General features: G+C 48.1%; 24 protein-coding genes and 1 riboswitch. Of the genes, 18 read left to right on the plus strand and 6 right to left on the minus strand.

Going from position 1 to position 26,788, the window contains the following annotated elements; translation table 11 throughout:
• Positions 1-25 precede the first annotated feature (25 nt).
• The 14 genes from Selli1_RS13835 (at position 26) to Selli1_RS13900 (ending at position 16,657) form a co-directional block, all read left to right on the plus strand.
• The gene (locus Selli1_RS13835; RefSeq protein ID WP_087253605.1) at positions 26-1,720 is read left to right on the plus strand and encodes an ABC transporter ATP-binding protein; all 1,695 of its coding nucleotides are present in this window, start codon (positions 26-28) and stop codon (positions 1,718-1,720) included.
• Between the two features lies 1 nt (position 1,721).
• The gene (locus tag Selli1_RS13840; protein ID WP_191427609.1) at positions 1,722-2,558 is read left to right on the plus strand and encodes an energy-coupling factor transporter transmembrane component T family protein; all 837 of its coding nucleotides are present in this window, start codon (positions 1,722-1,724) and stop codon (positions 2,556-2,558) included.
• A 9-nt stretch (positions 2,559-2,567) separates the two neighbouring features.
• Positions 2,568-3,362 (plus strand): PHP-associated domain-containing protein, encoded by a 795-nt coding sequence (locus Selli1_RS13845; protein WP_118636107.1) that lies wholly within the window; start codon positions 2,568-2,570, stop codon positions 3,360-3,362.
• 44 nt (positions 3,363-3,406) lie between these two features.
• On the plus strand, positions 3,407-4,177 hold the full coding sequence (locus Selli1_RS13850) for an inositol monophosphatase family protein (RefSeq protein WP_087253613.1): 771 nt from the start codon (positions 3,407-3,409) through the stop codon (positions 4,175-4,177).
• Positions 4,165-4,998 carry a MurR/RpiR family transcriptional regulator gene (locus Selli1_RS13855; protein ID WP_087167057.1) on the plus strand — a complete coding sequence of 278 codons (834 nt, stop codon included), beginning with the start codon at positions 4,165-4,167 and terminating at the stop codon, positions 4,996-4,998. Before Selli1_RS13850 ends, Selli1_RS13855 begins: the two co-directional genes overlap by 13 nt.
• Positions 4,999-5,175: 177 nt before the next feature.
• Positions 5,176-6,060, plus strand: a complete 885-nt coding sequence (locus tag Selli1_RS13860) for an HAD family hydrolase (protein WP_281873486.1) — start codon at positions 5,176-5,178, stop codon at positions 6,058-6,060.
• Positions 6,061-6,158: 98 nt separating this feature from the next.
• Positions 6,159-6,923: a class I SAM-dependent methyltransferase gene (locus tag Selli1_RS13865; protein WP_242959040.1), complete on the plus strand. Its 765-nt coding sequence runs from the start codon at positions 6,159-6,161 to the stop codon at positions 6,921-6,923.
• 24 nt (positions 6,924-6,947) lie between these two features.
• Positions 6,948-7,652 carry a response regulator transcription factor gene (locus tag Selli1_RS13870; protein WP_281873490.1) on the plus strand — a complete coding sequence of 235 codons (705 nt, stop codon included), beginning with the start codon at positions 6,948-6,950 and terminating at the stop codon, positions 7,650-7,652.
• Entirely contained in the window at positions 7,649-8,884 is a 1,236-nt protein-coding gene (locus Selli1_RS13875) for a sensor histidine kinase (protein WP_138373426.1), read from the plus strand. Before Selli1_RS13870 ends, Selli1_RS13875 begins: the two co-directional genes overlap by 4 nt.
• Before the next feature lie 118 nt (positions 8,885-9,002).
• Positions 9,003-9,677 carry an ABC transporter ATP-binding protein gene (locus Selli1_RS13880; RefSeq protein ID WP_087167249.1) on the plus strand — a complete coding sequence of 225 codons (675 nt, stop codon included), beginning with the start codon at positions 9,003-9,005 and terminating at the stop codon, positions 9,675-9,677.
• Positions 9,674-12,094, plus strand: coding sequence for an ABC transporter permease (locus Selli1_RS13885; RefSeq protein WP_281873493.1), 2,421 nt, complete (start codon positions 9,674-9,676; stop codon positions 12,092-12,094). The genes Selli1_RS13880 and Selli1_RS13885 overlap by 4 nt, the downstream gene beginning before the upstream one ends.
• A gap of 167 nt (positions 12,095-12,261) precedes the next feature.
• Positions 12,262-14,223: a glycoside hydrolase family 127 protein gene (locus Selli1_RS13890; protein WP_087253630.1), complete on the plus strand. Its 1,962-nt coding sequence runs from the start codon at positions 12,262-12,264 to the stop codon at positions 14,221-14,223.
• Between the two features lie 26 nt (positions 14,224-14,249).
• Positions 14,250-15,215: an aldose 1-epimerase family protein gene (locus tag Selli1_RS13895; RefSeq protein WP_281873495.1), complete on the plus strand. Its 966-nt coding sequence runs from the start codon at positions 14,250-14,252 to the stop codon at positions 15,213-15,215.
• Between the two features lie 77 nt (positions 15,216-15,292).
• Positions 15,293-16,657 (plus strand): MATE family efflux transporter, encoded by a 1,365-nt coding sequence (locus tag Selli1_RS13900; RefSeq protein WP_087167064.1) that lies wholly within the window; start codon positions 15,293-15,295, stop codon positions 16,655-16,657.
• 12 nt (positions 16,658-16,669) lie between these two features.
• Here Selli1_RS13900 and Selli1_RS13905 read toward each other — a convergent pair whose 3' ends face one another.
• From Selli1_RS13905 to Selli1_RS13920, 4 genes are all read right to left on the minus strand, one after another.
• Positions 16,670-17,473 (minus strand): helix-turn-helix transcriptional regulator, encoded by an 804-nt coding sequence (locus Selli1_RS13905; protein WP_138373429.1) that lies wholly within the window; start codon positions 17,471-17,473, stop codon positions 16,670-16,672.
• A 308-nt stretch (positions 17,474-17,781) separates the two neighbouring features.
• Positions 17,782-18,426, minus strand: a complete 645-nt coding sequence (locus Selli1_RS13910; protein WP_087253638.1) for a PepSY domain-containing protein — start codon at positions 18,424-18,426, stop codon at positions 17,782-17,784.
• 108 nt (positions 18,427-18,534) lie between these two features.
• Positions 18,535-19,893 (minus strand): sensor histidine kinase, encoded by a 1,359-nt coding sequence (locus Selli1_RS13915; RefSeq protein WP_138373430.1) that lies wholly within the window; start codon positions 19,891-19,893, stop codon positions 18,535-18,537.
• Positions 19,890-20,564 (minus strand): response regulator transcription factor, encoded by a 675-nt coding sequence (locus Selli1_RS13920; protein WP_087253769.1) that lies wholly within the window; start codon positions 20,562-20,564, stop codon positions 19,890-19,892. Before Selli1_RS13920 ends, Selli1_RS13915 begins: the two co-directional genes overlap by 4 nt.
• Before the next feature lie 95 nt (positions 20,565-20,659).
• Positions 20,660-20,829: riboswitch (M-box (ykoK) riboswitch) on the plus strand.
• 193 nt (positions 20,830-21,022) lie between these two features.
• Here Selli1_RS13920 and mgtE point away from each other — a divergent pair.
• Positions 21,023-22,357 carry a magnesium transporter gene (gene mgtE, locus Selli1_RS13925; RefSeq protein WP_087253645.1) on the plus strand — a complete coding sequence of 445 codons (1,335 nt, stop codon included), beginning with the start codon at positions 21,023-21,025 and terminating at the stop codon, positions 22,355-22,357.
• A gap of 60 nt (positions 22,358-22,417) precedes the next feature.
• Here mgtE and Selli1_RS13930 read toward each other — a convergent pair whose 3' ends face one another.
• Positions 22,418-22,612, minus strand: a complete 195-nt coding sequence (locus Selli1_RS13930; RefSeq protein WP_171027938.1) for a type II toxin-antitoxin system antitoxin — start codon at positions 22,610-22,612, stop codon at positions 22,418-22,420.
• Between the two features lie 12 nt (positions 22,613-22,624).
• Entirely contained in the window at positions 22,625-23,614 is a 990-nt protein-coding gene (locus Selli1_RS13935) for an SPFH domain-containing protein (protein ID WP_281873500.1), read from the minus strand.
• 179 nt (positions 23,615-23,793) lie between these two features.
• Here Selli1_RS13935 and Selli1_RS13940 point away from each other — a divergent pair, with 179 nt between their 5' ends.
• From Selli1_RS13940 to Selli1_RS13950, 3 genes are all read left to right on the plus strand, one after another.
• Positions 23,794-24,177, plus strand: coding sequence for a putative signal transducing protein (locus Selli1_RS13940; RefSeq protein WP_087167072.1), 384 nt, complete (start codon positions 23,794-23,796; stop codon positions 24,175-24,177).
• A 148-nt stretch (positions 24,178-24,325) separates the two neighbouring features.
• The gene (locus Selli1_RS13945) at positions 24,326-25,978 is read left to right on the plus strand and encodes a glycoside hydrolase family 32 protein (RefSeq protein ID WP_281873502.1); all 1,653 of its coding nucleotides are present in this window, start codon (positions 24,326-24,328) and stop codon (positions 25,976-25,978) included.
• 6 nt (positions 25,979-25,984) lie between these two features.
• Positions 25,985-26,653 (plus strand): HAD family hydrolase, encoded by a 669-nt coding sequence (locus tag Selli1_RS13950; protein WP_138373433.1) that lies wholly within the window; start codon positions 25,985-25,987, stop codon positions 26,651-26,653.
• The last annotated feature ends 135 nt before the right edge of the window (positions 26,654-26,788 follow it).

Genomic DNA, 26,788 nt, shown 5'->3' on the forward strand with positions numbered 1-26,788 from the left:
AAAAAGGGAAGCAGAATAGACAGATATGAATAGTATTGAAATCAAACACTTGACATTTGCTTATCCGGGAGCGGAGAAAAATACATTAAATGACGTAAACCTGGAAATTGAAAAAGGAGATTTTGCAGCGATTGTCGGCAACAATGGCTGCGGGAAATCGACATTATGCAAGACAATGAACGGGCTGATTCCACACTTTATCACCGGAACGTATTCCGGAAGTGTGGAGGCAGACGGGGTAAAGGTTCAGGATTCAGACATCGGAACTCTGGCAAGAAAAGTGGGATATGTCTATCAGGATTTCGAAAATCAGATCGTCCGGCCGACTGTGCTGGACGATGCTTCCTATGCCTGCATGAATTATGCCATGCCGGATTATAAAGAGCGGGGAATGAAAGCACTGGCGCAGTGCGGGCTGGAAGGTAGAGAAAATGAGTATATCTGGCAGCTTTCCGGAGGGCAGACCCATCTGCTTGCGCTGGCGGGCGTAGTATCTCTGGAACCGGAAGTACTGATTCTGGACGAACCGATTGCACAGCTGGATCCTCATCATGCGGATCTGATTTATCAGATCTTAAAAAATCTGAATGAGAAGTATGGAAAAACAATTATTGTGATTGAACATCATACCGAGTATATTGCGGAGTACTGTAAACATGTGATTCTGATGAAAGATGGGCATATGGAATGGAAGAAGCCGACAAAAGAAGCGTTATGCCGGGTAGAAGAACTCCAGTCCTGCAACATTTTTCCGCCTCAGGTGACACTGGCAGCCTACGAGATGGTCAAAAAACAGGTCATTCCAAAGCCGGACATGCTGCCGTCCAGCATGGAAGATGGAATCCGGCTTCTGGGAGGTCTTGTATGTCAAAGAAGTGGTGATCGTGAAGGTGCCGTTATATCCGAAACTGAGGCGATGGTGCAGTTTCGGGACGTTTCTGTCTCCTACCGGGCAGTGAAAGGCAAGGCAGCTCAGGTGTTTGGCGGACTGAATCTGGAAATTCACAGAGGGGAGAAGATCGCACTGATTGGTTCCAACGGTGCCGGAAAGTCTACAATGATGAAAATGATGACCGGTCTTATAAAGCCGGCAAAAGGTGAGGTCCTCTTAAAGGGGAAATCCATCAAGGATACGAAGCCGGAACAGCTTTCCAGGTATGTATCTTTGGTGTACCAGAATCCGGAAGATATGTTTATCAAAGACTCCATTGAGTCAGATGTGGCGTTCGCCATGAAAGTGCGGAATGAATCGGACTGGGAAGAGAGGACGAAAGCACTTCTCGAGCGGTTCCGGCTCACGGAATTCAAGGACCGGGACGGACGGCTTTTATCCGGCGGACAGATGAGAAGGGCATCACTTGCCATCGGAATTGCCCTCAATCCTGAGATTCTGCTTCTGGATGAGCCGACGGCCAATCTGGATATTGCGACGAGAAAAGAGATTATGCGCACACTGAATGATATAAAAGAAATCACAGAGACAGTGATGATAGCGACGCACGATATGCAGCTTGTATGTGAGTGGGCAGAACGGATCATTGTACTGTGTCAGGGAGAAGTCATTGCGGACGGAACGAGAGATGAGATTTTCGGGGATATGGAAGTCGTAAAAAAATCCGGAATCCGGCCGCCGGAGATTTTTACCCTTGGACAGGAGATTCAGTCGGACGCATTCTGTTACACAGTGGATGAATTTGTACAGGGATTTGGAGGAAACTAAGATGAGTGGAATGATGAAAAAGATGTCCGAGAACATTCTGGATAAGTTTTCCATGGATTTTCTGCGGAATCAGGTTCTGAAAAATGCGTATGGAAATGATGATACATTGATTGCAAAGACGGATCCGAGAGTGCTGCTCGTCTGGTATCTGTTTTTTGCTGTTGTACCATGGTTTATGAATGATCTGGTATTTCTGCTTGGATGCTTTCTTCTGGTGGCAGTGACCACGATCATGGCACGCGTGGCAGGGCTGGTGCTGGTTTTATTCGGTCTCGGAGTGTTTTCGCAGACAGGATATCTGTTTGTTGTCTCGCTTCTTTTTGGAGGCAATACGGAGACAATTGTGCCGCTGCTTGTACTGACATTAAAGGTGGCAACAGTCTCACTGGCCTCGATTACCGTATTTTCCGGTCTGGATCCGGACCGTCTGTCGAATGGGCTGATGTGGTATGGATGCCCGGAAAAGCTGTCCTTTTCCATTTCCTATGCATACCGGATGCTGCCGATGCTGATGGAGGAGTTTCAGAATGTGCTACTTTCTTACCGGTTGAGGGGAAACGCACCGGACAGCAAAGGCGTGATGGGAAAGATCCGTTATCTGATTTACCAGGTGAAGGTCATTATCCATTCCTTTTATCCGCTTATGCTTAATACGGCAAAACGGTCCAGAACTACAGTGGAAGCCCTGGAGATCAAAGGGTACCGCTATGCGGCGGTGAACAAAGAAGTAAAGAAGATGAAACTATCTTCCTTAAAGGTGACGTACAATGACATGCTGTTCGCAGCGGTTTCGTTTTTGTGGATCGCGGTCATTGTACTGGTTATGGTAATGATATAGGAGGCGCACATGTATCTTGATTTTCACACCCACGGAAAACTGGCAAAAAAACTGCCGTTTTCTACGGTATACACTGACTGGCTGTTTGGAGAGGCAAAGGACGCAGGACTGAATGCACTTTGCCTGACTGAACATTTTAACACCTTACAGTTTGATGAACTTTACGGCTATCTGATGAAAACATGCCGGAGGGACGGGGATACGCTCGTTACGGAAGGCGGGCTCCGGATTTTTGCCGGAATGGAGACAGATATTGCAGAAGGTGGTCATATTTTATCAATCGGAACGCCGGAGAATATTCTGGAACTGAACCGGAGACTGGAACCGAATAAGGAGAAAGGATCCTTTCTCACATTCGAAAAACTGATGAATTTGTTTGAGAAATATCCTATAATAGTAGGAGCAGGGCATCCGTTCCGGGAGGGAGGACATATTCCGGAACTTCCGATGGAACAGCTTGGCCGTTTCCATTTTCTGGATCTTAACGGGAAGGATGTTGCGCAGGACCGGAAAGGTACCGAAGAAAAGACATACCGGCTCGGGAACAAGCTAGGGATCCCGGTGGTAAGCGGAAGCGACACCCATCAGGCAGTTCAGTACGGATGCATCCGGACAAAATTTGAAAAAGAAATCATTACAGTAAGCGATCTTTATGCAGAGATGAAAAAAGGAGCGTATGAGATTCTCATATCTGACAATGCTTCTTTCAAGGTCCGGACAGCAGGAATTTTGAAGAAAGCACTGAAAGAAATCGATGCCCTTGGCGGAAATTATGTGAACGTGCTGGTGGAAAAGCAGGCGTAATGTTTTCGGACAGAGCACATCGAGCGGTTAGGAGAGACAGGGAAATGGAAATGATATTTGAAAAAGCTGTTGAGATTGTAAAGAAAAACGGGGCGGAGCTCACCGGAAGAGACGGGGCAGACACCATCCGGGAAAAAGGACGGACCGACTATGTAACAGAAGTGGACATCCGGGTACAACGGCAGATTTTTGCGGAGTTAAAAGAACTGGATCCAACAGCTCAGCTTCTTGGAGAAGAGAAAGAGAATGAGGGAATCGACCGGAAGGGGAGCATCTGGATTCTGGATCCGGTGGACGGGACAACGAACCTGATCCATGATTTTCAGCACAGCACCATTTCTCTTGCTTATGCCAAAGGAGGAAAAATTCTGTTTGGAGTCGTCTATGATCCATTTCATGAAGAATGCTTTACTGCGGAACTCGGGAAAGGCGCATTTTTAAATGGAAAGCCGATTCAGGTAAGCAAAAAAGAACAGCTTGGCGACTGCCTGACTGCCATAGGCACCTCACCAGGATGCCGGGAACACGCGGACGAAAATTTTGCCAGAATGAGGCGCATCTATGATCAGTGCCAGGATATACGAAGAATCGGGAGCGCGGCACTGGAACTTTCCTATGTGGCATGCGGGCGTCTGGATGGATTTTATGAAGAGAACCTGAAAATCTGGGACTACGCGGCCGGAAGCCTTCTGGTCACAGAAGCAGGCGGAACGACAGTCATAGAGGGACCGGATACCATGGCATGCACACCAAAAATCCGGGAAGAATTTCAGAAACTACTTAAGATTACGGAGGAAGAAAGATGGAATGGCTGATGCCGGATGAGGACAGCAAGTATACAAAATCAGATTTAAAAATTATGGACTTTATCGAGAACTATACGGATGAATTCCTTTTTATGAGTATCGGACAGCTTGCAAAACGGCTGGACATGTCCGAAGCGACCATCTCCAGATTCGCAAGACATATCGGCTATACCGATTTTAAAGAAATGAAAAACCATGTGGCCGCCCGCAAAGTAGGAAAAGGACCGGCCAGAAAAATCGCAGGCACCCTGATGAAAATTCAGGGATTTGACATCCGCAAATGGTTTACCTACCAGCAGGAATGCCTTGAACGGACTCAGAATCAGATTGATATCGGTGAAATGGATAAAGCACTCACTGCAATCCAGAAAGCCAGACGAATCTATATCCACGCCAAAAACGCATCTGCATCTGCCGGACAACTGCTGTTTTTCCGGCTTCGCAGACTTGGATTTGATGTGACCATGGTGCCATCCGGCGGTTCCGAAGTGATCGAAGGAATCGCACACGCAGGCGAAGGAGACCTCGTTATCATCTTCAGTTACTCCAAAGTATCCACAGAAGGAAGGATCATCCTGGACTACGCACAGACCGCAGGCTACCAGACACTTGCCTTCACAAGCAGACTCTACGCACCAAGCGACCAGCGGGCAGACATCAACATTTACGTATACCGGGGAGAAAAAGAAGAATACCACTCCATGACCACCGCCGTTGCCATGATCGACGCCATGGTACTAGCCATCTCCGAACGCATGGCATCCCAGTCCGCCGAACGCCTCGGCAAAGTACAAAATCTCAAGAAACTCTATCGGAAAGATAGGGATTAACACCATTGGGGACGTGTTCCGATGCATCGGAACACGTCCCCGTTTCACACTGATCTGGAAAATCTGCCTACAGAACCGGAAATAAGAAAGAAAATCATAGACAGAATGTAGATTGTATGGTTTTTTCTCCTGTGATAAGATAAAGGAGACGAGCATGCAGGGACAAGGAGAAAAGAGATGATAAAAGTAATAGCAGCGGATATGGACGGAACGCTTTTAAATTCCGGACATACGATTTCAGAGCAGACTTATCAGACAATACAGGATGTTCAACAGGGTGGAATCCGTTTTATGATCGCAACAGGACGGGATTATCCATCGGCATCCGATACATTAAAAAATTTTCCGCTGGACTGTGACTGGGTGACGGGAAGTGGCGCGGAGATCCGAAACCGGGATGGAGAGCTTCTTCAGACGATACCTATGGATCCGAAGTGCTTTGAACAGATCGTTTCCTGTGTGGAGAAGTTCCCGGCGTATATCCGTTTCTGCACAACGGGAAAGGATATTGTCCTGACAGAGGAAGAAGATCTGGAGCAGAAGCTTCTGGAAGAATCCAGGTTGTTTTTCCCGGGAAATACGGATGAAGAAATCCTTGAATCGGATCAGTTTCAGCAGCTGTTGAGGCGTATGTGCCGAATCGGGAGCCTGGAGGAGCTCTGGGAGATGAAGATTCCGATTTATAAAGTGTTTATCAACGCAAAGACCGGGGAAATCATTCAGGAGATCTGGAAAGAGATGGAAAAGATTCCGGGAATCGCGGTTGCATCTTCCTTTTTTAACAATCTGGAGCTGACGGATGAGAAGGCACAAAAAGGGCATGCGATCTCAAGATATATGGAAAAGCTGGGGTACCGGAAAGAAGAAGTGATGGTACTTGGAGACAGTCTGAATGATCTGTCCATGTTTCAGGCCGGATTCGGCGCGGCAGTAGCGATGGGAAATGCCCATGAAAAGATACTGGAAGCGGCAGGTTACATTACAAAAACCAATGATGAGGACGGTGCGGCCTTTGCAATGCGCCTTGCATTGGAAAACCGGCTGGATGAGATAAAAAAGTAAATAGAAAAGAACAGAAGCTGACGGGAAGACCTGTCAGTTTTTTGTTTTCTTCCATACTCTGGCTGTGGTATCATAGATAGCATAGGGAGGGAAATTTGATGATGTATGAGAAGGATTACACAAAAGAGAATGCAAAAACAATCGACCAGTGGGTAGAGGAAGGCTGGATCTGGGGCATACCGATTTCCCACGAGGTATATGAAAAGGCCGTAAACGGAGAATGGGAGATGGTGCTGACACCGACAAAGCCGGTTCCAAAATCCTGGTTTCCGGAGTTGAAAGGGAAGAAGATTCTGGGGCTTGCCTCCGGAGGTGGACAGCAGATGCCCATTTTTGCGGCGCTTGGCGGGATCTGTACCGTGCTGGACTATTCGGACCGGCAGCTTGCAAGTGAAGAGATGGTGGCAAAAAGGGAAGGGTACGACATTGAGATTGTCAAAGCGGATATGACTAAGACCTTTCCGTTTGCGGATGAGACCTTTGACCTGATTTTCCATCCGGTTTCCAACTGCTATGTGGAAGAAGTCCTGCCGGTATGGAAAGAATGTTTCCGTGTGTTGAAAAAAGGTGGAATTTTGCTTGCCGGCGTGGATAACGGGATGAATTATATATTCGATGATACAGAGACCTGTATTGTTCACGGGCTTCCGTACAATCCGTTGAAAGACAGGAAACTGTATGAGGAAGCGATGCAAAGCGGTGACGGGATTCAGTTTTCTCATACGGTGGAGGAGCAGATCGGAGGGCTTCTAAAGGCTGGATTTTGTCTTACCCATCTTTATGAAGACACGAATGGAGAAGGGAATCTTCATGAGCATGGAATCCCGACATTTTTGGCAGTGCGTGCAGAGAAAGAGACGTAAAAGCAATAGACAGGAGTGAAAGGCATGGCAGAAATTTTATTGCTGGAAGATGAGGAAAGTGTCAATCGTGGGATTGAGTTCACATTAAAAAAAGAAGGGTATGAGGTGGATAGTGCCAGAACGATCAAAGAGGCCTGGGAGATGTTCTTGAAAGACGAGCCGGGTCTGATGATCTGTGATGTGAATCTGCCGGATGGCAACAGTCTGGATCTGATCCGGCGGATCAGAAAAGACAGCATGACGCATGTGATCTGCCTGACCGCGATGGATACGGACATGGATCAGGTTATGGGATACGAGGCAGGGGCGGATGATTACGTCACAAAACCGTTCAGCCTGTCGGTGCTTGTCCTGAAAGTGAACGCCTTTTTCAAACGGCATCAGAAAGCGGCGGCAGATGAAATCGAATCCGGGGAACTCGTCTTTTCCATGTCCAGAATGTGCGCAAAAAAGGGGGACGGGGAAGTCTCGTTTACAAAAAATGAGTGGAAGATGCTGAAACTTTTTCTGGAACGTCCAAGACAGATCCTGTCCAAGGGACAGATTCTGGATCAGCTCTTTGATGTGGATGGTGAATTCGTAGATGAAAATACAGTGGCAGTCAATATCAGAAGGCTTCGTGAAAAGATTGAGCCGGATATTTCACATCCTCAGTATATCCGGAATGTTCGGGGGCTGGGATACATCTGGGACCAGGACTGCCAGAAAAGGCAGGGGAACAGGTCATGAAAAAAGAGACAAGGCGGTGTATTACAGAACTGGTTCTCGGATTTCTTGTGACGGCCGCCGTGACAGCAATGATTTTGTTCTGGCAGTATGAGACATATCAGGAAAATCTGGCTTCCAGGGCAAGACTGCTTTTGGCGGAAAATCCAGCGGAAGAGGTGTTTCAGATTCTGAAAGAGGACGGGGATCTGAATACAGAAGAAGTGCAGGATATTCTCGGAGACTACGGATATGAGCATGTCAGGGACAGTCTGGAAGGGCAACGTTTTCTGAGAAACTGCGGATGGACGGCAGGCGGTGCAGTGGCTCTTTATCTTGGCTATGCGGCTGTTGTTTTCTATGAAAAACACAGACATAAAAAGGAAATGGAAGAACAGAGCAAAAAGGCGGCAGACGGGATTGCGAGAATCCGGGAGGGTGATTACCGGCAGGATCTTATGGACTGGTATGAAGAGGAAGAAAGTGAAGACCGGATTCTGGATGAGCTGGATTCTCTCGGAAACTACGTGGAAATGATGGAAGCACAGGCACAGCAGGAGAAGCAGGAGACGAAGACGCTGGTCACCGATATTTCCCATCAGCTGAAGACACCGGTAGCGGCGCTCAATTCCTGCTTTGAAGTGCTGAAAAATGAGGACCTGACAAAGGACGAACGCCGGGAGTTTGAGGGCAGACTGGAAGAACAGATGCAAAGCCTGGGACAGCTGGTGGAAGCGCTTGTAAATATTTCCCGGATGGAGACCGGAATGATTGAGTTGAAGCTTACAGAGGGCAGAATCTTTGATGTGATTCTGGAAGCGGTCAACCGTGTATGGGTAAAGGCTCAGAAAAAGGAGATTGAAATCGAGATGGAGGCGGAAGACAAGCTGGAAGATCTTATTCTTCCGCTCGACTCCAAATGGCTGTGTGAGGCGCTGGTTAATCTGCTGGATAACGCGGTAAAATACAGTCCGCCGGGAACAACCGTGACGATCCGCGCAGCCAGAATGGCATCCTTTTTGAGAATAGAGATCCAGGATCAGGGAATCGGAATTGCCAGAGAAAACTATCACAAAGTCTTTCAGAGATTTTACCGGGGGGATGAAAAGGAAGTTCAAAAGGAGGAAGGTTCCGGTGTGGGGCTTTACCTTGCCCGGAAGATCATTGAAGGCCATCACGGCACCATTTCTCTGGATGGAAAGAAGATGAAAAAAGAGAAAGGATCCGTGTTTGTAGTGCAGATTCCATATCGGTAGAATAGAAGTCTTACAAAACTGTAAGGCTTTTTTTCTGTTTCTGCAAGGGAAATGAAAGACAGGCGCGGTAAGATAGATGACAGAACAGGAAAATGACAGCAGAAAGGAATCAGATGATATGGATAAAATTTTAAGAACAGAAAATTTATGTAAATATTATGGAAGCGGCGAAAACGAAGTAAGAGCGGTGCAGAATGCCAACATTGACATCCAGAAAGGAGAATTTGTCGCGATTGTCGGAAAATCCGGTTCTGGAAAAAGCACGCTGCTTCATATGCTGGGCGGGCTTGACACCCCGACAAGCGGGAAAGTATTTATCCGTGGGAAAGACATTTTCTCGTACAAAGAAGACGCTCTTGCAGTCTTTCGGAGAAGAAAAATAGGTTTTATTTTCCAGTCGTTTAACCTGGTTTCCTCCATTAATGTGTGGGAAAATATTGTGCTCCCGATCGGACTGGACGGACGCAAAGCGGATGAAGCATTTGTCATGGATATTGTAAAGACGCTGGGACTGGAAAAGAAGCTTCACAATCTTCCAAATACACTTTCCGGAGGTCAGCAGCAAAGAGTTGCCATCGCAAGGGCGCTTGCTTCCCGCCCGGATATCCTTTTTGCCGATGAGCCGACGGGAAATCTGGATTCCCGGACAAGTGACGAGGTCATAGCACTTCTGAAAATGTCCGTAGAAAAATACGGACAGACACTGGTTATGATTACACACGACGAAGACATTGCCCAGATCGCGGACCGGATTCTCGTGATTGAGGACGGAAAGGTGGAAGAGTTAAGATGAAAATGATCACAAAACTTGCACTGAGTAACAATAAAAAGAATAAGACAAGAAGCATTCTTATTATGCTTTCCATCTTCCTTACCACGGTACTGCTTTCAGCAATCGCCACGTTCGGGTACGGCCAGATCAAATTTCAGAGTGCAAACGCAGAAGAATTTTATGGTTCCTATTACGGCTCCTACGCCGGAGTAACCGAAGATCAGATCGGCGAGATGGAAAAGCGGAGCGAATTTGACCGGATCGGAAGAGCGGCAACTATTGGAACTATTGAAAACGCGAGAAGCATTTCCATGGTCTGGATGGATAATGAGACCAGGGATCTGGCTAATCTTGACAGGCAGCTTCAGGAAGGTGCCTTCCCGGAACAGGAAAATGAAATTGCGGGGCAGAAGGCCATGTTTGAGCGGATCGGCTATCCGGATGTGAAAGTGGGAGACAAGGTGAACATCCGGTTCCGGAGAAATACTCACGAGACCTATCAGGAAAAAGAGTTTCTTGTAAGCGGCATCATGAGCCAGACGGTGAAAGAGCAGGAAAATCGGTCTTATACGGCCTACGTCTCCAAAGCCTGCTATGAATCCCTCTATGCACCGGAAGAACGGGCATATACGATTTATTTCAGCCTGTCCGATTCCGTGGATGTAAATTCCTCCACTCTGGAGATGACCATCAAAGACCTGGCGGAGGAATGTGGGATCAATCCGGAATATGCCTTTGACAATATGTATTATTCTATGTGGGTTCTGGATCCGGGTATGGAAATGATTGTCGGCTGCATCGTTGTGGCACTGATTGTAGTATTCTTTGCAGTCATGGTCATTTACAACATTTTTCAGGTAGGACTGATTCAGAAGATTCAGGAATACGGAAAAATCAAGGCGCTTGGCGCAACGAAAAAACAGATGAAAAAACTGGTATTCCGGGAAGGAATGCTGCTTACCATAATCAGTATTCCGGCAGGACTGATTGTCGGAACCACCGTTTCCATTGGCTTTATGAACAGCTGGCTCTCTCAGAGCACAACCTTAGGAAACCAGGATGTGGTACAGGTTAATATGGTATCGATTCCATTACTTCTCCTCTGTGCGGCAGCATCAGCCATTGCGGTATGGGCGGCATTGAAACGTCCGATGAAAGTGATTTCCAGGATTTCGCCGGTGGAGGCAATCCGTTTCCAGGGCAGTCAGAAGAAAAACAAAGGACTTCGCAGGGGCAGAAAACAGATGGGCGTGCGCCAGTTGACCCAGGCTAATATGTCCATGAACCGGAAGCGGACCATCACCACAATTATTTCCATGGGACTTTCCTGTGTCCTCTTTGTAGTGGCAGCCAACTTTACCGGAAATGTCAGCACCAGATATGACGCAAGAAAACAGGTACCGTACGGACAGTTCCAGATCGACCTTACCTACAGCAAGGCTGATACGGCCTATCCGGAAAACAATCTGGACTCCATCTTAAAAGCCAACCCTCTGGATGAGGAACTGGTGGAGCAGATCAGGAAAATCGATGCCGTTACAGATGTCAAGATTCGCTACATGATGTACGCTTATGATCAGAACGGCAATCTTCAGTCCATCGGCGTTCTGAACAAAGAACAGTTCGATGACGAAGAATACCAGGGGTCATTAAAAGGAGAAGTTGACTACGAAACCGCAGCGAAAAACGGAGACATCCTTTACGGCTGGTCTTATTTCATCGAAGAGAGCGGTTATGATCTCGGCGATACCGTCACCATGACTATGGGAGACGCAGGCGGCGAAGCCAGGTTCCAGGGAACAATGACAGGAGCCTTCGGAAGCAGCAATTACGACTGGATTATCACAGATGAAGCCTATGATCAGCTGGGACTTTCCGGAAAAAGCATCGGTACCATCTGGGTAGACTGCCGCCCACAGGACTGCGCAGACGTACAAAACCAGCTGGAAGACCTGCTTACGGATAAACAGCATTACGAATTCAGCACCTATCAGGGCGCATTGGAGACATCCGAAAGCAGCCTCGGCATGTTCGAGACACTTGCCTACGGCTTCCTCCTCCTCGTCGGACTGATCGCATTCATGAACATGGCAAATACCATAATCATCAGCATCATCACACGAAAACGAGAACTCGGCGTCATGCAGGCACTCGGCATGACAAACAGCCAGATGAACAGCATGCTCAGAAACGAAGGAGTCCTCTTCACCGCCGGAAGTATCCTCGTATCCCTCCTCGTCGGCATGCCGGCAGGATACGCACTTTTCTGCTACGGAAGAGAACATGGATACTTCGGTCTGGATGTGTACCACATCCCGGTCATCGAGATCGCTGCCATGATTATCATCCTAACGGCACTACAGATCTCACTCTCCTTCATCCTGAGCCGAAATATCAAAAAAGAATCCATCGTCGAACGGATTCGCTATCAAGAATAACCTACTGAGATGGTAGGAAATAACACCATTGGGGACGGGTTCCTGTGCATCGGTACACGTCCCCAAGTTTTTATGTTGACGGAAGTGGTGTGTGGAAGATATAGTATGTTTATAGGAGCAACCTGTAATATAGGATATGTATCAAGGAAGGTGAGGAGTGATGGACAGTGGAGAGAAATGAGATTCCGGGGCAGGGGGCCTGCAGGATTGAGAGTGGATTCTGGAACCGGTATATCGGGGTGATACGGAATGGTGTAATTCCGTATCAGTGGGATATTTTGAATGATCGGAGAGAGGATGCCGAGCCCAGTCATGCGATCGACAATTTCCGGATTGCGGCAGGTGAGATGGAGGGGGCGTTTTACGGGCAGGTGTTTCAGGACAGTGATGTGTATAAGTGGCTGGAGGCTGTCGGAAATATTTTAATGCTGGAGCGTGATCCTCATCTGGAGGAGCAGGCGGATTCTCTGATTGATCTGATTGTAAAAGCGCAGGAGCCGGACGGGTATCTGGATACCTATTTTACGATTCGGGAGCCGGACAAAAAGTGGAGTGATCTGCTGGAGTGCCATGAGCTTTATTGTGCGGGGCATATGATCGAGGGAGCGATTGCTTATTATCAGGCAACGGGAAAAGAAAAGATCTACCGGGCGGCCTGTCGTCTTGCGGACTATCTGACGCAAATCTTTGGACAGGAAGAGGGAAAGATGCACGGTTACCCGGGGCATCAGGAGATTGAACTTGCATTGCTGAAGCTGTACGAGGTTTCGGGAGAAGAGCAGTATCTGCGGCTTGCTTCATATTTTCTGGAGACCAGAGGGACGAACCGCTTTTTTGAGGAGGAGTTTGAAAAGCGCGGAAGGACCACTTTCTGGAACGGGGCAAAAATTCCGGAACCCAATGAGAGGTACAATCACTATCCTTATAGCTATTACAATCAGTTTCATGCACCGGTCCGGCAGCAGGAGACGGCGGTTGGCCATGCGGTGCGAGCCATGTATATGTACACGGCGATGGCTGATCTTGCGGCAAAGACGAAGGACCAGGAACTTTACCGGGTCTGCAGAAGGCTGTGGGATGATGTGACTACAAAGCAGATGTATCTGACCGGCGGAATCGGTGCGACTTCGTCCGGAGAAGCGTTTACGCAAGACTACGATCTGCCGAATGATACGAATTATTCCGAGACCTGCGCGTCCATCGGACTGATTTTTTTTGCTCATAGAATGCTGCAGTGCGAAACGGATTCGGTATACGGGGATGTAATGGAGCAGGCTCTGTATAATACTGTGCTTGGCGGAATGAACTATGAAGGGAACCGGTTTTTCTATGTGAATCCGCTGGAAGCGGTTCCGGAGGTAAGCAAGGCAAATCCGGAGCGGCATCATGTCGGGACTCTCCGCAGGAAATGGTTCTCATGTGCCTGCTGTCCGCCGAATCTCGCAAGGCTGATCGGAAGTCTTTGGAAATATATTTATACGGTCGGGGAAAGCCGGGTCAATGTCCAGCTGTATATTGCAGGGACTGCGCATCTGAATACAGGGGGACAGACGCTTTCGGTCATCCAGAAAACAGAGTATCCGAACGATGGCAAGATCAGCTTTACGATTCAGGGTGATGGAGAAAGAGATATTGAATTTGCGCTTCGGATTCCCGGCTGGGCAGAAAACTGGCGCTTTACGATCAATGGAGAAGCGGTGGTGCCGGATCAGGTTGAAAAGGGATATGCTGTGTTTTGCAGGAACTGGAAACAGGAGACCACGATTCAGGCAGATTTTGAGATGAAAGCACAGTTTGTCGGGGCAAATCCGAAGATCCATTATGATCTTGGCAGGGCGGCCATGACAAGAGGACCACTGGTGTACTGCCTGGAAGAAGCGGACAACGGGCCGCGTCTGGATGAACTGGTGCTGAATACGGAAGCGGGAATCCGGGAGACGGCCCGTCCGGAGTGGAATGGATATGTGGAGCTGGAGGCAGATGCTGTCCGGATCAAACTGCCGGAGGGGCAGGACCTTTACATGCCGTATCGTCCGGTGAAGGAAAAAGTCAAAGTCCGGGCTGTCCCGTATTATCTGTGGAACAACCGGGGTGAAGGAGAAATGCAGGTCTGGATGAAAGCAGATTGACAGATAAAGAAAGAGGAGGAATGTGTATGAATCCGTATATTGGACATGATTCGCAGATCTGGAGTGTGGAAGAACACCGCCTTGTAGGCGGGAAAGGAGATGGAATGCGTCTGCTGGAAATCAGCAGCGGGACAGGGGTGCATCTGACGGTGTCGCTGGACCGTGCGGCGGATATTTCCAGACTTCGGTTCCGCGGAATCAATATGGGGTACTTTTCCCCGTGCGGGTATGTGGGACCGGCATATTATGACAGGAGAGAGGATCATTTTCTCAAATCCTTTACAGCAGGATTTTTGACCACATGCGGTCTGGAATCCGTGGGTGTGCCGTGTGAAGACGGCGGGGAACAGGTGCCGATGCACGGTTCGATCGCCAATGTCCCTGCGGAATATTACCGGTGGGAGGAGGAAGACGGCGAGATCGTTGTTCATGCGCAGATGCGGGACGAGGTGATTTTTGGCAGGAAACTGAAGCTGATAAGAGAGATCCGGGTCAGCCTTACGGAAGCTTCGTTTACGATCTGTGACAGGATTGTCAATGAAGGAGACCGGACGGAGCCGATTGAGCTTTTGTACCATATGAATATGGGCTATCCACTCCTGGATGAAGACAGTATTGTGGAAGTATCCTCGGAACAGGTGCGCCCGCGCAATGCCCATGCGGCAGAAGACCTGGAAAACTGGATGCATATGGAGAAACCGCAGGCAGGCTATGAGGAACGCTGTTATTACCATGAATGTAAAAAAGAGGGTCGTGCGTCCATCTGCCAGCCGAAACTTGGAATCGGCCTGGAAATCCGGTTTGATCCGAAGAAACTGGACTGCTTTACCGAGTGGAAAATGATGGGCGTCCGGGATTATGTGCTTGGCCTGGAATGTGGCAACTGTTATCCGGACGGCAGAGATGTCATGAGGAGGGACGGCCGCCTGAAATTTCTGGAACCGGGGAAGACCCTTACCTACCATGTGAAAGTGCGTTTGCTCGAGAAATAGAGAAACCGGGCAGAAAGGATTGTATCCTCCGGACAGAAGTTTTATAATAGACATTACGTGAAAAGGGGGATATACAAATGAGAGGAAAAGAGAAGGTGGACAGATCCGGATATTTATTCAGCAGCCGGGATCTGACGGCTTTGCTGATTCCGCTGGTAATTGAGCAGCTTTTATCCGTACTGGTCGGGATGGCGGACAGCATTATGGTAGCGAATGTAGGAGAAGCGGCGGTTTCCGGGGTGTCGCTGGTGGATAATATCATGGTGCTTCTGATCAACGTGTTTTCTGCTCTTGCAACCGGAGGTGCCGTGGTTGCAGGGCAGTATCTTGGACGAAAAGATAAAGAAAAAGCCAGACAGGCTGCTACACAGCTTATCTGGTTTATTACGATCTGTGCAGTTGTGATTACCGTACTGATTTATCTGTGCAAAAGCTGGATTCTTCATGGAGTGTTTGGAAAGATCGAAGAGGATGTCATGCGGCATGCAGACATTTATCTGATGATTGTGGCGGCATCTGTTCCGTTCATTGCATTATATAACGGCGGTGCGGCTATTTTCCGTACAATGGGGAATTCGGAAGTTTCCATGCGGGTGTCTGTTATTATGAATATTATCAATGTGACAGGTAACGCATGTTTGATTTATGGACTGCACAGGGGAACTGAAGGGGTGGCTGTTCCAACGCTCATATCCAGAATGGTGGCGGCGATACTGATCATTTCTCTGCTGCTTCGTCCGGGTCAGACAATATCCATGGAGAGAAATCTACATTACCGTCCGGACTGGCAGATGATCAGGAACATTTTGAAGGTCGGAATTCCGAATGGACTGGAAAACAGTATGTTTCAGCTTGGAAAGATCATTGTATTGAGCCTTGTTTCTACATTTGGTACATATGCAATTGCGGCCAATGCGGTTTCCAATACTATTGCTTCTTTTCAGGTTCTTCCGGGAATGGCCATCGCACTGGGAGTGACGACGGTTATTGCCAGATGTGTGGGTGCCGGAGATTATGAGCAGGTTAAATACTACACAAAGAAACTTATGATCATTACATATTTGAGCATGATTGTAACCAATACGATTATTCTGTTTGTACTGCCGTGGATTTTAAAAGCGTATCATTTGTCGAAGCTTACGGCATCCACAACGACACAGATTGTCGGATTCTATGCAATATGCAGTGTACTGATCTGGCCGCTGGCATTTACAACACCGGCTGTATTCCGGGCAGCAGGAGATGCAAGGATGTGTATGGTTATTTCTGTGGTTTCCATGTGGATTTTCCGGATTATTTTCAGCTATATTCTGGGACAGTATTTTGGAATGGGTGTATTTGGCGTCTGGGTTGCCATGATTATCGACTGGGTTGCCCGCTCTGTCTGTTTTCTGCTCCGCTTTAAAAGCGGAAAATGGAAGCATGAAGCAATTGTCTCCTGAAAAAGAAGAAAATCAGGAACCGGGAGCTGCCTGCTGCTTCCGGTATTCTCTTGGCGACATGTGAAAGCGCTCCTTAAAGGCACGGTTGAATGTGCGCAGACTGGTGAAACCGGCATTCATGGCAAGTTCAGTAACCGGAAGCGAGGTGTTCTTCAACAGCCCAAGCGCACAGTTCAGACGAAGGTCATTTAAATACTGGTTAAAGTTTGTATGAAAAACGGAGGAAAAGACACGGGAAAGCGCAAACTGGCTGTAACCAAGATCTTTGGCCATCCGGGACAAAGAGAGCTCTTCTGTAAAATGTCCTGCCATGTAGGAGACGGCATCAAATACAATGTCCTGCCCTGTCAAATCCTTTTTGGGCTGTAGAGAGAAAAGCGGAAGTGTCCGGGAAAGGATGATCTGGGTGTAGGACTGACAAAGCACTGAAGTCCAGGCAGGGGTTCCAAGATTCAGAAGAGACTGCAGGGCATACGTAATGTCCGGATGGACGTTTGCCGCAGACAGGACAGGATATTCAGGAACAAAGTTTTGAAGATGATCTGAGAATGGACCCGAAAGCGAAGGGGCGGCAAGCAGATAAACTGCCTGACAGAACGCGCTGTCAAAGACCTGATAGTGGTGGATCTGCTCAGGAAATACAATTCCGAAATCGCCGGTATTCATATGGAAAAGCTCTGTACCGATGCCAAGTTCCAGCGTACCACTGGTAACAAAAATGCATTCCAGTGACCGGTGAAGGTGGGGAGGAACATGGACAGAAGTCTTTTTCTCAATTTCCATACTGGATTCTTTCAGTTCATAAAAAAAGTGCATATACATATCCCTCCTGCAAAATCTGGCCGGTTTCTCCATATATTTGACAAGAATTATAGCGAAAATTAAGCTACAATGCAATCAAAATTAAAAGGAGGTGCCGGAAATGCTTAGAAAATGGAGTGCATTTTTAAGAGAGTCTTTCGAGACATGCATGGAGCAGATCTACACAAGAGATCTTTTCTAACAGATGGCGGGAAGGACAATGAAAGACAAAAGAAAAAGGCGGTTGCCGTGATCCGGTCAGGAATCAGACCGGTTACGGCAGCCGCCTTTCATCATGTTTCAGTTTTTCTTACAGGGAGCTGTTATGCTCTCTCTTCGCTCCATTTCAGGAAGTTTCCTGTATTTGCATCAATTTCGAATTCATACTCGGTCTGCTGGTAGATAATATCTCCTTCGTAGATATATTTTCCATCATCATGTTCCAGCTCCATGCGCAGATCCTGCTCGGTTGCGCCCGGAACCCGTTCCAAAGCTGCGGCTTTTGCGTCCGCTTCACTGATCTGAACATTCGGAGTCTGGGTAGTTCCGGTATTGCTCTGAGTATTGTTCTGAGTATTATTCTGGGTGTTATCCTGGGTGCTGTTCTGGGTGTCATCCTGTGACTGAGCCGTGTCTGTATTGCCGGCAGTGTCTGTGCCGCTTTGAATCTGACTGCGTCCGTTTCCTGCAGTTTCCGTATCGTAACTCAGGATGTCACCGTTTTCGGCGTTGATCTCATAGTCATATTCTGTATCGCCGGAGTTGAACTGAATCTCATAGGTAGTTCTTCCATCGTCCCGTTCTTTGGAAGACTGGAATCTGGAAATATCGGATTCGGCTACGCCTGCGTCTTCTAAAGCGATCTCCTTTGCCCTGTCCTCTCCGATATCATTTCCGCCTCCGCATCCGGCAGCCAGGCCGAGAAGTGTAAGGGTAACTGCTGCTGTAACAATCATTCTTTTTTTCATAATAAATCTCCTTTCTATGATGTCCCTTTGGTTTTTCGGGGTGTTTTTTTGTTGTTGATGTAAGTATAGTACCCAAAGATTAAAGGAACATTAAAGGAAAACAGAAATTTATTTTTTTTCTTCCGGCAGCAAAAAGGTAAATATGGTTCCCTTTCCCGGGATGCTTTCCGCTGTGATTGTACCGCCATGAGCCTCGATAATCCATTTCACCATGGAAAGCCCAAGTCCCGAATGTCCTGACGCGCTTCGGGAGGTATCTGCCCGGTAAAACCGGTCCCAGATGTGCGGCAGATCTTCTGCGGAAATGCCGATGCCGTCGTCTTCCACGGATCCGGTGATAAATCCGTTCTGCCGGAAACAGGAGACAAGAATGTGTCCGCCTTCGTTGCCATAACAGATGGCATTGGAAATCAGGTTGACAAGCATCCGGATATAAAAGGTCTCATCGACGGAGGCATATAGTTCCGGCTCAATCTGTGTGTTGATGATGATCTGTTTTTCTCCGGCCAGAATCGCCTGCTCTTCGCAGACCATCTCAGTGAGCTCGCTGAGATTGAGCGTTTCCAGCTGAAGCTTCTGTCTTCCCTGATCTGCCCTTGAGAGCAGCAGAAGCTGGGAAATAATCTGAGCCATATTCCGCGCCTTTTTTTCGATCAGCTCAATCTGCTGACGGTGTTCACCGTTCAGGGTTTCGTCGGCAAGTGCCGCGTCACACTGGGCCAGAATCACGGTAATCGGAGTACGAAGCTCATGGGAAACATCAGAAGTAAACTGCTGTTCCCTCCGGAAGGCACGTTCAATCCGGTCAAGCAGCTGGTCAAATGTATCGGCAAGCTGATAAATTTCATCGGTTCCATTTCCAAGCTCGACGCGTCGGGAAAGATCCTGGTTTGTCTGAATTTCCTGTACCGTATCCGTGATCCTGCGGACAGGGCGGAGCGTCCTTCGCGTAAAGAGATATCCGATCACTGCAGTCAACACAACCAGAAGCGGAAGCACAATCATGGCGAAACGGAGCGTGATCCGGAAACTGGATTCCGCCTCTGTGACAGAGGAAATTCCGCGGATATAGACGAGTCCATAGCCGGAAATCCGGTGGGCAAGGTCAAACACGTACCACTGACGGCCGGAATCGGAAAGTGTCTGGAGCTGTCCGTCGGAAAAATCCGGCTTCAGATCAAATCCGTAGGGAATCCGTCCATACAGAAGCTCTCCGGTCTCCGTATAAAGGGACAAATACACACCGCCGTCCAGATCATAGAAATCCGAATCCAGATCAAAAGAACCGTCTTCCCATTCGACATCCTCCATGCTTTCCTGCACCTGCTTTTTCAGTGTATTCTGCGTAGAAGCAAGAATCTCCTGATTGCTCAGGGAGAACAAAATCGCAAGAGCCGCGCAGGTCAGAAGTGTCATGAAAAAGGAATACAGTAATGTTACTTTTAATTTTAAAGATAATCGTTTCATGATACCACCTTCAGGACGTATCCGGCGCCCCGTACTGTATGAATCAGTTTCGGCTCGTACCCGTCATCGATTTTGCGGCGGAGATAGCGGATATAGACATCGATAACATTGGAACCGCCGGTATAGTCATAATTCCAGATATGCTGTTCCAGCTTGTCGCGGGACAGCACGATTCCTTCATTCTGCATCATGTAGCGGAGCAGGGAGAACTCTTTCCCGGAGAGACGGATTTCCGTATCCCCGCGGAATACCTGATGGGTATCCAGAAGGATCTTCAGATCTGCAGTCTGAAGACAGCTGGATGGAGTCTCGGCAGGTTTGCGTAGCAGTACCCGGATTCGTGCAAGCAGCTCCTCAAAGGCAAATGGTTTGACAAGATAATCGTTCGCTCCGGCGTCAAGACCTGCCACGCGGTCTTCGATGCTGTCTTTTGCAGTCAGAAGAAGAACCGGAACGGTACAGCCTCGCTGACGGATTTTCTTTAAGACACTTAAGCCGTCGAGTACCGGCATCATAATATCCAGGACCAGGGCATCATATTCGGCGCCGGCCATATATTCCAGCACTTCCCGGCCGTTTTTACAGGAATCCACGCTGTAGTGTTCGGCCTTCAGACGTGAAGTAAGAATCTGATTCAGATCCTTTTCGTCTTCTGCAATTAATATACGCACATGCATCACCCTCCTTTGATACTTTCCAGTATAAATCAGATCCGAAAAGAAAGAAACAAAAACTTGACACCGGATGATAATCGAAGTATGATGGTATAGGAAATCGGTAGGTGAGGTTACCACAGGGATCTGGGACACCTAAGATTGCTGCCGCTAAATTGTGGAGACACAATGCGCTGGTCAACAGGTTATGTCGGCGATAAGGCATAACCTAACGCAGTTTTTATGCCCTGTGATACTAAAGCTTGTACGTAAGAAAGGACAGGATCAGGTATCTCCGGTTTTTGCCGGAGATTTTTTTGTTTCACAGGAAATTTCTTCCCTGTAAAACAAAATGTTCCACGGAATGAACAGTAACGTCCGATAAAAGAAAGGCAGGTGAGGTGCAATGGATGCTGGAGGCAGTTATGACTCGTATTGTTACATGGAAAAATTCATAAAAGAAAGTAGGGATTGCTATGAACAGACAGATTTTAACAGACCTCTTGAAGAAAAAAGAGTTCAAGGCAGTCAGAAGTATTCTGGAGGTCATGAATACCGTAGACATTGCAGCTCTTCTTGCCGAGCTGGAAGATAAGGAAATGATTCTGGCGTTCCGCCTGATTGAAAAAGCAAAAGCGGCGGAAGTATTTGCGGAGATGAGCAGCTCCATGCAGACTTATCTGGTGGAAATGTTTACGGAAAAAGAGCTGAAAGATTTGATTGATGAGCTCTACATGGATGACACGGTCGATCTGCTGGAGGAGCTGCCGGCCAATCTGGTGACGCGGATCCTGGAGCAGGTCGATAAAGAAAGACGTGCGCAGATCAATACGATTCTGAATTATCCGGAGGACAGTGCGGGCAGCATTATGACGACGGAGTATGTGGATCTGCGCCGGAAAACGACAGTCAAAGAGGCCATGGACCACATCAAACAGACCGGGATTCACAAAGAAACGATCTATACCTGTTATGTGCTGGAAAATAGAAGGCTTGTCGGGATCGTCTCTGCCAAGGATCTGATGACAATGGACGATGACATGACGATGGAAGAGCTGATGGAGACAGAGATTATTTCCGTCACAACTCATACCGACCAGGAGGAGGCAGTGCATCTGCTTTCCAAGTATGATCTTCTGGCGCTCCCGGTTCTGGACCAGCAGGGATATATGGTCGGAATCGTGACAGTCGATGACGCGATGGATGTCCTCGTTGATGAGACGACAGAAGATATGGAAATCATGAACGCCTTGAGCCCGAGTGAACAGCCGTATTTTGAAACAGGCGTGATCAAACACGCAAGAAACCGGATCGGATGGCTTCTGGTGCTGATGCTTTCCGCGACGCTGACACAGACGATCATCGCGCACTATCAGGAAGCATTTACTGCCGTTCCGCTTCTCGTTTCCTTCATTCCGATGCTGACGGACACCGGCGGAAACTGCGGCTCCCAGAGCTCGACGCTGATTATCCGCGGTATTGCCCTTGACGAGATTCATTTTAAAGATATTTTCAAGGTGATTTTCAAAGAGTTCCGGGTGGCCATTCTTGTGGGAGCGGCTCTTGCGGTAGTCAACGGAATTTATATGGTGATCCGTTACCATGATCCGATGCTGGCACTTCTTGTATCGATATCACTTGTTGCGACAATTCTGATCGCGAAGCTGATCGGATGTGTGCTTCCGCTTGTCGCAAAGAAGCTGCGCCTGGATCCGGCCATCATGGCGGCGCCGCTGATCACAACGATCGTGGACGTCTGCTCTATCATGGTATACTTTCAGGTGGCAACACACCTGTTACATCTTGTTTAGAAAAAAGCATAAAGAATAAAAAAACAGGAAGAGTTCCGGACTGGAAACTCTTCCTGTTTTTTACTCTTTATTCAGTTTCTTTTTCCGGTATTTCACACACTCGGTCAAAAGATATTCGATCTGCCCGTTCATGGAACGGAAATCATCTTCTGCCCATTGGGCGATTTCGTTATAAAGGCTCTGGGAGAGCCTTAAAGGGACCTGTTTTTTGGCTTTTCCCTTTTCAGTCGTATTTTTCTCCAAAATGTGTCCCACCTTTTCCTGATTTTAATAGATGGTACCGCTGTTTACGATCGGCTGCGCGTCCTTGTTGCCGCACAGTACGACAAGAAGATTGCTGACCATGGCGGCTTTGCGTTCTTCGTCAAGCTCTACAATATCATTTTCATTCAGCTTATCCAGAGCCATCTGCACCATGCCGACTGCACCTTCCACGATCTTCTGGCGTGCGTCAATGATGGCTGCGGCCTGCTGCCTCTGAAGCATGGCGGACGCGATCTCCGGTGCGTAAGCCAGATGGGTAATACGCACGTCAATGATCTGGATACCGGCATCTTTTACCTTTTCCTGAAGCTCCAGCTGCATGATATCCGCAATCTCCTGGCTGCTGCCGCGCAGAGACTTTTCGTCACCCTTTTCGCTTGTGTCGTAAGGATACATGCGGGCCGTATTCCGGATGATGGCATCGCACTGGATGGAGAGGTAGTTTTTATAATTCTCCACGTTGATGACAGCCTGCGTCGGATTTACAACCTTCCAGATGACAATGACGCCGATCTCCACCGGATTTCCCAGTTCGTCATTGACTTTCTGCTTTGCATTGTCGAGAGTCATTGTCTTAAGAGAAATCTTTTTCGCGGCAGGCGTTACGGAAGTACGTCCGCCGGCTGAAACGGTAAAACCGGCTTTGTTTCCTGTCGGGTTGATTGCCGAGCAGAAAGGGTTTACCCAGTAGTAGCCGGATTTTTTGATCGTGCCGTAGTATTTACCAAAGAGTGCAAATACAAGGGCTTCGTTCGGATTGAGAATCTTCAGTCCGCAGTACAAAATGATGGCAACAACGAAAAGGATGATGCCAAGCGTCACGAGAACACCGCAAAGTCCGCCGGATACCCGGTCCATGCTGTAAAAAACGGGTCCTGCGATAAAAAGCGCGGTACCTGCTATCAGTACTACGGTACTGACAAACAACATGAGAAAACCGTTCAGTGCGTGAATAATCCGTTCCTCCTGGATCAGGGATTCTTTTGCCTCCATAACTCTTCCTCCTTCATTCAAACATGAGTTAAAGTGATATTATTTTGATATCATAATAGATCTTAAAACAGGTCTTGTCAAGGGAAATCCGAATTGAAAATGAGAAAAAACAGAAGTATAATAAAGATAGAAATCTTTGATCAGAAAATCCGCTGGTGTAAAGGAAAAGAGGTGTTCGTATGAGAGCAGTAAGAAGGGAAAAAGTGGAGGCTATGAGTCCGGTCTGCATTTATACGGCAGGCGACAGAATCGAGGCCGAGATGCTTTTGGAGGCACTTCAGAGAAACGGTATTCAGGGATTCCGCGAGGCCAGAGGGGCCGGAGGAGTTATGGATGTGTATACGGGGAATTCGATCTTCGGAGAGAAGATCTATGTAGATGGACGGGATGCGGAGCAGGCAGGAGTAATTATCGAATCGATTCTTGCGGAATCTGAGATAGATGTGGAGCCGGAAGATGAAATTTCAGATCAGGAGGTCAAAAATCCTAGATGGCTTCAGGTCAGTGTAGGGATTCTTCTGATTCTTTTGACTGCGGGAATTCTTGTAAGCATCATTCTGTAGACATCAAAGGGAAGGCGGTATCGTTTCCGGCCGGATTTTGTCGAGCGTTCGGAAGGGATACCGCTTTTTTAATGCGGCGCTTTGTGATAAACTGTACAGTAGAAGTAGATAACTGACGACAAATACGCCTGAGAACAGGAGGAAAAACATGAGATTTAATACACAAAAATACAGACAGCTGGAATTGTTTATTAAGACAGAACCTGGGAAGACAGGCAGACTTCATATGATTTCCGGAAGCGTGCGCAAGATGTTCCGGATTGACCAGTACAGAAAGTGGATGCGGATCGCTGTCAACCAGGGAACAACCTATGAGGTGACGCCCGAGGACTGCGAGATTTCCTACGCGTATTTAAGCGGATGTGAAAATATCATGGAGCGGGGAATCTGCCTGATCCAGGACGGCAGATTTTACGGTAAAAGCCAGTGGGCAGGATGGTACGATACGCCGGTGCGAAATCAGTTTCATCTCTCACCACTGAAGGGATGGATGAATGATCCGAACGGCTTTTGCTTTTATCACGGATACTATCATCTGTTTTACCAGTTTCATCCATTCTCGGAAGAGTGGGACAATATGTACTGGGGACATGCAGTCAGCCAGGATCTGATTCACTGGGTACACCTCCCGGTGTGCATGGAGCCGCAGCAGGAGATTCTGAATCATCCGGAACTTGTGGGAGGAGCGTTTTCGGGGACTGCGCTGATTGATGATGAGCAGAAAATGAGGCTGTTCTTTACAAGACATATCGGAAAGCGGAAAGAACCGCAGAATATGAGGGAATACCAGGTCATGACGGAAAGCTGGGACGGAATTTCGTGGGAACGGGAGAGCCGGATTATCGATGGACCGGAAGATGAGGAAATCCAGGATTTCCGGGATCCGAAAGTATTTTTTGAAGATGGCGAATACAAGATGATCATCGGCACACGGACAAAGGAACACCCGGCGGTTGCGCTTTATAAGTCCTACAATCTTGTGCAGTGGACGTACTGTCAGGAGATCTTCGAGGAAAAGCAGGAGGAAGGATGTTTTCCTCTGGAATGCCCGGATCTTTACAAACTGGACAATCAGTGGGTGCTGACAGCCGGATACTGCGGCCACGTGGACGAGCACGGAAGGAAAAACGGGACATATTACCATATCGGAGAATGGTATCAGGATCAGTTCCATGCGGAGACGAAGGGACTATATGATTTCGGCGCGGATTTTTATGCCGTGCAGACACTTGAAACCGAGATCGGGAGAGTTGCCATCGGCTGGATCAGCGATGTTGCAAAGGAACATGTCAAATCAGTAAATGGAGCCTGCGGAAGCATGAGTATTCCGAGGGTGCTCCATGTCAAGGATGGAAGGCTGTACCAGAATCCGGTTCAGGGAATTTATCAGCTGATCCGTTACCCGGTCTATGAAGGATGTGACGAGAATGTGGAACTTTCCGGAATCGAAGGGAACACCTACTATGTCAGACTGGAACTGGAACATTCGGCGGATTTCCGCATGACGCTTTATAAATGGAAGGACCGCAAGCTCTATCTGGAGCAGAAAGACGGACAGTGCCGTTTCCGGACTGTCGGGGAAGGAGCGAAAAATATTCTCTATCCTGCGGACATTGATCAGGTGACAGTGGTGGAAGTTTTTGTGGACCGGAATGTCTGTGAGGTATTTTTAAATGAAGGGCAAGCGGCAGGAGCGAAGAAGTTTTATCAGCAGTCCGAGATGGGGAACTTTGAGTTCCACGTACAGGAAAAGGGTGCGGTGAAATCCCTGCTTGTAGAAAAGATGGAAGGAATATGGTAAGAGAAGATGAGAATAAAAGCAGTACTCTTTGATATGGACGGTGTTCTGATTGATACGGAAAAATACCTGACCCGGTTCTGGAGACAGGCGGCAGAAGAAGCCGGGCTTTTGCTGACAGAAGAGGATTCTTATCAGTTCCGCAGTTTTGCCAGCAGGTACGCTGCCCCATGGTTCGCAAAGACGTATGGTGAGCAGTACGATTATTGGGCTATCCGGGAGCGGAGAAAAGAGCTGATGAGCGAGCATCTGAAAGCCAACGGAATCGAGAAGAAGGACGGCGTGGACGAAGTGCTCTGCAGTCTTCGGGAAGCCGGATATCAGACTGCCGTTGTGACGGCAACGGATGAAGAGCGGACGAGAAGCTATTTAAGTGAGATTGGAATTCTGGATCTGTTTGACGACATCGTCTGTGCTACTATGGTAGAGCGTGGCAAGCCGTTTCCGGATGTGTATGAATATGCATGCAGGAAGATCGGAAGAAAACCGGAAGAATGTGCGGCGGTGGAGGATTCGCCAAACGGCGTTCGTGCGGCCGCCGGTGCCGGATGCCGTGTCATTATGGTGCCGGATCTCACCCAGCCGGATGAGGAGCTTCTTTCGCTGATCGATCGGAAGGCAGATACACTTTGTGATATTCCGCAGATCATCCGGGAATGGAACAAAAAGGCAGAGTAAAGTCAGAGGGTAGTGTCAAGTGATCTATGAAAAAACGAGCCGAAAAAAATAGGCTCAAAAGAACCTTGAAAATTGCAGATCTTGACATCAAAAAGCTCTCCGAGGGCTCAGGGCGCTGCCCTGAGAACCCGCAAG

The sequence above is a fragment of the Sellimonas catena genome (assembly GCF_027924685.1).
GTDB classification, from domain to species: Bacteria; Bacillota; Clostridia; order Lachnospirales; family Lachnospiraceae; genus Sellimonas; species Sellimonas catena.